Source organism: Blautia sp. ZXY-1-B12 (assembly GCF_056339915.1).
On record NZ_JBWJVP010000197.1, the window covers coordinates 59,246 to 66,032 of the forward strand.

Genomic DNA, 6,787 nt, shown 5'->3' on the forward strand with positions numbered 1-6,787 from the left:
TCATTCAGCCTTAGCAAATGTAATAGAATAATTTCCGAGTTCCTGATAAGTGCCGTTAATCTGTTCAGACAGATACAAAGTACCCTCGCTGATACCAGGTGCACCTGTGATATTCAGATCATACGGGAACTGGATTACCTGATCTTCCAGAACAACTGAAGCAGTCGGTGTTCCGTTTACATTCTGGATCAGTTCCAGACGTACCGGACCTCCGGAATATCCTGACGGAGTATTCAGAGTCTGTGTACATTTCCATACTTCCCCGGCTGCTGCCGCCGCACTGTTATCTGCTGTCTGTGCCGGAGCATCAGATGATGCAGCAGTATCTGCGCTGTCACTCTGAGCCGAAGGTTCCTGATCTCCGGCGACTCACTGTGATCACAACATTTACATTATCCGGATCTTCCCAGTTTCCAGCTTCCGGTTCCTGTGAGATTACTTCTCCTTCTGCCACCTCTGTACTCTTTTCCTCTTTTACTTCCACATTGAGGAACTTACCAAAAGTAGTAACTGCATCATTCTTTGTCATCCCGACAACACTTGGAACCTCCACACTGTCTCCATAGTCCACGCCTCGACTGACAAGCAGTGTTACGCTGTCCCCTGCTGAAACAGAGTTTCCGGAGCTGCCGGAGTTGTGGAGACTGCATATCCCGGATCTGTAACCGGAGTACCATCATCATTTAATTCACTGTATTCTTTCTGTATCTCAACAGTTAATCCCATATCTTCCAGAGTCTGCTGTGCGTCTACTCCGGTCTGTCCATCCACATCCGGAATTGTGATCTTCTGCGCACCCTTGCTGATATAATACTTAATGGTCGTATACTGCTCTACTTTACTTCCCTTTGGAATATCCTGTGAAGAAATGGTTCCTTTTGCCTGATTTGAAGCCTCCTCGCCCATAGGCTGAATACCCAGTTTCATATCCTTTGTGATATTCTTTGCTTCATCCTCTGTTTTTCCTACCAGATTCGGCACAGTTATCATTCCGTCATCATCTGATTCCGATGTATCTGAGGCCTCAGTTTTTTTGTCTGTATCATTGTTACTTCCAATAAGTCCGGACGCCTTTCCTGCGACCAGAATGATTGCTATCAGAATCACAACACCCATCAGAAGCATTACAATAGTCAGCCCATGTCCGCCTCCTTTTTTCTTTTTCTCAGGCTTATCTGATTTCTTCCTGTGCTTTTTCACTTCCGGCTCATCATCATAATCTGTTTCATTGATTTCTTCTTCCAGAGCCTCAGGTTCTGACTTTGCGATCTGCTTCGGCATATGTTTGATCTCGCCAAGCTCCTTATCTGAGATCACAACTGTTTTTGCTTCGTTATCCACAGACGTCAGCGTTACGAAATCTCCCTGTGGATCGATCAGAGAATGCTTCAGATCTGCGATCACATCCTCCATATTCTGATAACGGCGATCCACGCTTTTCTGTGTACATTTCAGAATGATCTGCTCCAGACTGTGGGGAAGCTCCGGTGTATAAATACTTGGAGGAACAATCTCTTCCTGAAGATGTTTGATAGCAATAGCTACTGTGGTATCTCCGTCAAAAGGAACCTTCCCTGTAACCATTTCATACATTGTGATACCCAGTGAATAAATATCACTCTTCTCATCACTGTATCCGCCTCTGACCTGTTCCGGTGAACTGTAATGAACAGATCCCATTACATTTGAGCTTATGGTATTGGAAGAAGCGGCTCTTGCAATACCAAAATCTGTTACTTTTACCTTTCCATCCATGGAAATGATAATATTCTGCGGTTTTACATCACGATGTACAATCCCATGGCTGTGTGCAGCTTCCAGCCCCATGGAGACCTGGATTGCAATACTGGTTGCTTCTTTTACAGAAAGCTTTCCCTTTTTGGAAATGTACTCCTTGAGAGTAATTCCCTCAATAAGCTCCATAACAATGTAATAAACTCCGTTATCGTCACCAACATCAAATACATTCACTATATTCGGATGTGTCAGGACTGCTGCAGCCTGAGCCTCACTTTTAAACTTGCGGATAAACGTCGTATCCTCTCTGAATTCCGGCTTAAGAACTTTTACAGCAACAAACCGATTCAGCTTATGGTCTTTTGCCTTGTATACGTCCGCCATTCCGCCGGTACCAATTTTTCCTAATATCTCATAGCGTTCTGCTATGATCGTTCCCGTTTTTAACATGCTTTCACCTCGTCTGCGAATGGTTCTACCAATACAATTGCAATATTATCCTTGCCGCCATTGCGATTTGCTTCTCTTATAAGTATCCTGCCTTTTTCATCCAGATCTGTAGATGTGTCAGAAATGATTTCCCTCAGCTGGCTGTCCTCAACCATATTGCTGAGCCCGTCCGAACACATCAAAACTACATCTCCGGGTTCCAGTTTCAGATCAAAGAAATCAATATCCACTGTTTTCTCTGCTCCAAGTGCTCTTGTAATGATATTTTTCTTCGGATGCTTCCTTGCCTGTTCAGGGTCAAGTTCTCCCATTCTTACCATCTCCTGCACCAGTGAGTGATCCCTTGTTATCTGCTGAATCTTCTCTCCGATCACATAAAGTCTGCTGTCACCTACATTTGCCACATAAGCGTAATGTCCTACGATAGTAGCTGCCACTATCGTTGTTCCCATTCCTCTGAGTTTCTCATCCTGCTGTGCCTGGGTAAGAATCTCGGTATTTACACATTCAATGGCATGACGGATTACCTTTACCGGATTAAAATCCGCATCCTGCCGGATTTCCTCCACCATGGATGTAACCGCATGAGAGGATGCATAATCACCTGCATTATGACCACCCATACCATCTGCAACAACAAACAGATTCGGAAGATTTCCAACCGGGTCAGCAGTTGCGAACACATAATCCTGGTTCATCTTCCGCTTTTGCCCGACATCAGTAGCTGAATATATCCTCATGTCACTTCTCGCTTTCTGTTTTTTCCATATAACTTTTTCTTAACTGTCCACAGGCACCATCAATATCACTGCCCATTTCTCTTCTAATAGTAACATTTATTCCACATTTTTCAAGTTTTATTTTGAAATTCTCCACAGCCTGTCTTGTTGAACGCACAAAGGAACGTTCCTTAATAGGGTTTACCGGGATCAGATTTACATGGCAGTTCATATCTCTGATTCTGCCGGAAAGTTCCCTTGCATCCTCATCGCTGTCATTAACTCCGGCTACCAGACTATATTCAAATGTGATCCTGCGCCCGGTTTCTTTAAAATAATAACGGCAGGCTTCCAGAACCTCATCCATACTGTATTTGTTTGCGATCGGCATCAGTTCCCGTCGCTTCACATCATTAGGTGCGTGAAGGGAAAGTGCAAGTGTCATCTGAAGCTTTTCTTTTGCAAGGTCATAAATCTTCGGAACCAGCCCACAGGTAGATACAGTCAGGTTTCTCTGACTGATATGAAGTCCTCCGTCTTCTGTCAGGATATGTATAAACCTGAGAAGATTTTCATAATTATCAAGAGGTTCCCCCGTTCCCATGACCACAACATTGGAAACTCTTTCTCCTGTCAGAGCCTGTATCCTGTATATCTGATTCCAGCATTTCTGACGGGAGAAGACATCTGGTCAGTCCTCCTATGGTAGATGCACAGAATCTGCATCCCATGCGGCATCCCACCTGAGAAGAAATACAGACAGAATTTCCATGTTTATACCGCATGAGAACACTCTCTATCACATTTCCATCACTGAGACGGAACAGATACTTCTGTGTACCGTCAATCCGGGATGTCTGTACATCTACCATCTTCAGTGCTGTGACAGGATATTCTTTCAGTTTTTCCCTCAGGCTTTTGGAAAGATTGGTCATCTCATCATAAGAAGTAACAAGGTGTTCATGCAGCCAGCTGTAAATCTGCTTCGCACGAAAAGGCTTATCTCCCAGAGTGGTCATCAGTTTCTTTAATTCGTCGATCGTCATTGACTTAATGTCTGTCATTACTTATTTTCTCCTGAATTTTGCAATAAAGAAGCCATCTGTTTTGTGTACTCCCGGCAGAAGCTGAAGATAACCCAGAGCTGTTGTCTCAGAATGCAGTTCTTCCGGAAGATACGGATCAATACTCTCCAGTTTGAACGGATGATTATTCATAAACCACAACATGTTCTCTTCATTCTCTTCCTTTGCGATAGTACAGGTACTAAATACCAGCACTCCGCCCGGTTTCACATATTCTGCCGCATTGTCAAGGATTGTTCTCTGAAGGATTACAATCTCTTCCTGCTTCTGTGCTGTCACCCTGTATTTGATCTCCGGCTTCTTTCCAATTACTCCATATCCGGAACATGGGACATCTGCCAGAACGACATCTGCCTTGAGTTCTGAATCTACATCAAATACCGTAGCATCCATCACATGAGCCTGCACATTAATGCAGTCTGTTCTGTGAATATTCTCTTCGATCATATCCACTTTGTACTGGCTGATATCGCGTGCATCTACTGTTCCGTAATCTCCCATTTTATCTGCAACATGGAGACTCTTTCCACCAGGTGCTGCGCACATATCTATCACATAATCCCCTTTTTGCGGATCTGCAATTTCTGCCACCAGCATGGAGCTTACATCCTGCACCTGGATTTTCCCCTGTATAAATGCATCCAGTGCAAGAATATGGTTATAATTTGAAATTTCATATGCATAGGGAAGATAAGGTGCAGGTTTCACTTCCACTCCCTGATCGACCAGGCTCTCATAAATCTCTTTCTGTGGATATTTATGAGTTCTGCAGCGTACTGTGATCGGTTTCTCAGTGAGAAAATCTGTAAGGATCTTTTCTGTTTTTTCTTCCCCGTAATCCTCAAGCCAACGGTTTACCAGTGTTTCCGGCATAGAATATCTGACAGACAGATATCTGACCGGATTTTCTTCCCTTGAAGGAAGTTTCAGATTTTTCCACTCTCTGGCAATCGTACGAAGAACACCGTTTACAAAAGGTTTCAAGCTGTAAAAGCCTTTTCTCTGTGCCAGCTTCACCGCTTCATTACACACTGCGCTGTCCGGCACACTGTCCATAAACCTGATCTGATAAACTGCACTTCTCAGGATTTCCCTGATCACAGGCTTCATTTTATCTACAGATACTTTTGAATATGAATCAATAATATAATCTATTAAAATACGATATTCCAGTGTTCCTTCGCAGACTCTGGTAATAAAAGCTCTCTCCTGTCTTGGAAGGAACTGATATTTGGAAAGAGCATTGCGGATAGCGATATGGCTGTGTTTTCCCTCTTCCTCGATTTCCAGTAATATCTGCAATATCAGTTCTCTTGTATTTATTCCATTAGTCACGGTCTCTTCCTCCGGCAAGTATGATCAGTCTTAAAAGCTGCAGAATTGATGAAGCAAGTGCTGCAACATAGGTGAGTGCCGCTGCTGTAAGGACTTTTCTTTGCACCTTTTACCTCATCAGCTCCAAGCATTCCTGAACTTCCAAGCATTTTCAATGCTCTTGAAGATGCATTAAATTCTACCGGAAGAGTTACAAGCTGAAAAAGAACCGCAAATGTAAACAAAATGATTCCAACAGTCAGCAGTGGACGGATTGAGAAAATCAGTCCTGCCAGAAACAATGGCCAGGAAAGTGTGGAACCGATGTTTGCAACAGGCACAATCGCAGAGCGAAGATTCAATGGCACATAGTTAGTCGCATGCTGAATAGCATGTCCACATTCATGCGCAGCCACTCCGATCGCAGCCACCGATGTTTTATCATATACATCCTGGGAAAGTGCCAGTTTCTTACTTCCCGGATCATAGTGGTCTGTCAGGCTGCCGGATATGGGTACTACCGTAACATCCGTAATTCCCGACATACGAAGAATCCGTCTGGCAGCATCGGCACCTGTAAGCCCCGATACACTGCGCACTCTGCTGTAAACAGAAAACGTACTCTTTACCTTTGCAGATGCCAGTAAAGACAGCACCATTCCGATAACGAGCAGTAAATACGTAGGATCAAAATAATAATATCCGTACATCTAATCACTCCTTATGATCTGTAAAAACAATTCCATTTTCAATGTGATATCCCCGGAGAAAGGCTTCTGTTTCCATACGCTTCTTACCTTCCAGCTGTACCTCTGTAAGAATCAGCACTCCTTCTCCACATGCTGTATGGATCCCCTCTTTATCTGCCAGGAAGATTGTTCCCGGAACAGCATCTGTTTTCTCAGTGCTGACTTTACATTTCCACACTTTCAGAGTTTTTCCATTAAGAAATGTATAAGCACTTGGCCATGGATTCAGGCCGCGTACAAGGCGTTCCAGTTCTTCTGCAGATTTTCTGAAATCCATCAGTCCCATCTGTTTGGTGATCATAGCCGCATAAGGTGTAGGTACTCTCCTCCGGCTGTTTTTCAAACTCCGCGGTTCCCTGCTCAATAGACGGAAGCGTCTTGATCAGCAGATCCGCACCGGCCTGCGCAAGTTTTCCAAACAGGCTTCCACCTGTTTCTGTCGGAGAGATCGGAATCACGATCTGAGAGATCATATCACCGGTATCAAGACCTTCTCCCATCTGCTGGATCGTTACACCTGATACTTTTTCCCCGTCGATCACAGCCTGCTGGATAGGCGCTGCTCCTCGGCATATTTCGGAAGAAGAGACGCATGAATATTGATACATCCAAATTTCGGAAGCTCCAGGATTTCTTTTGGAATAATCTGTCCATATGCAGCAACAACTATGATCTCAGGATTGATTTCTTTCAGAATCTCCAGAAATTCAGGGTTATTTCTCACTTTCTCCGG

General features: G+C 44.0%; 5 protein-coding genes and 3 pseudogenes. All 8 read right to left on the minus strand.

Going from position 1 to position 6,787, the window contains the following annotated elements; all coding sequences use genetic code 11:
• Positions 1-2,187 (minus strand): annotated as a pseudogene (gene pknB / locus AC075L_RS12040) (Stk1 family PASTA domain-containing Ser/Thr kinase).
• Entirely contained in the window at positions 2,181-2,927 is a 747-nt protein-coding gene (locus tag AC075L_RS12045) for a Stp1/IreP family PP2C-type Ser/Thr phosphatase (protein ID WP_008706501.1), read from the minus strand. The pseudogene pknB and the gene AC075L_RS12045 overlap by 7 nt, the downstream one beginning before the upstream one ends.
• Position 2,928: 1 nt before the next feature.
• A pseudogene (gene rlmN / locus AC075L_RS12050) lies at positions 2,929-3,970 on the minus strand (dual-specificity RNA methyltransferase RlmN).
• A 3-nt stretch (positions 3,971-3,973) separates the two neighbouring features.
• Positions 3,974-5,326: a 16S rRNA (cytosine(967)-C(5))-methyltransferase RsmB gene (gene rsmB / locus AC075L_RS12055; protein ID WP_008706499.1), complete on the minus strand. Its 1,353-nt coding sequence runs from the start codon at positions 5,324-5,326 to the stop codon at positions 3,974-3,976.
• Positions 5,319-6,015: pseudogene (locus tag AC075L_RS12060) on the minus strand (zinc metallopeptidase). The gene rsmB and the pseudogene AC075L_RS12060 overlap by 8 nt, the downstream one beginning before the upstream one ends.
• A gap of 4 nt (positions 6,016-6,019) precedes the next feature.
• Positions 6,020-6,331, minus strand: coding sequence for a methionyl-tRNA formyltransferase (locus AC075L_RS12065; RefSeq protein ID WP_476387710.1), 312 nt, complete (start codon positions 6,329-6,331; stop codon positions 6,020-6,022).
• Entirely contained in the window at positions 6,249-6,596 is a 348-nt protein-coding gene (locus AC075L_RS12070; protein ID WP_476387711.1) for a formyltransferase family protein, read from the minus strand. Before AC075L_RS12070 ends, AC075L_RS12065 begins: the two co-directional genes overlap by 83 nt.
• A partial coding sequence (locus AC075L_RS12075) for a formyltransferase family protein (protein ID WP_476387712.1) occupies positions 6,593-6,787 on the minus strand: 195 nt, incomplete at its 5' end. The genes AC075L_RS12070 and AC075L_RS12075, both read right to left, overlap by 4 nt.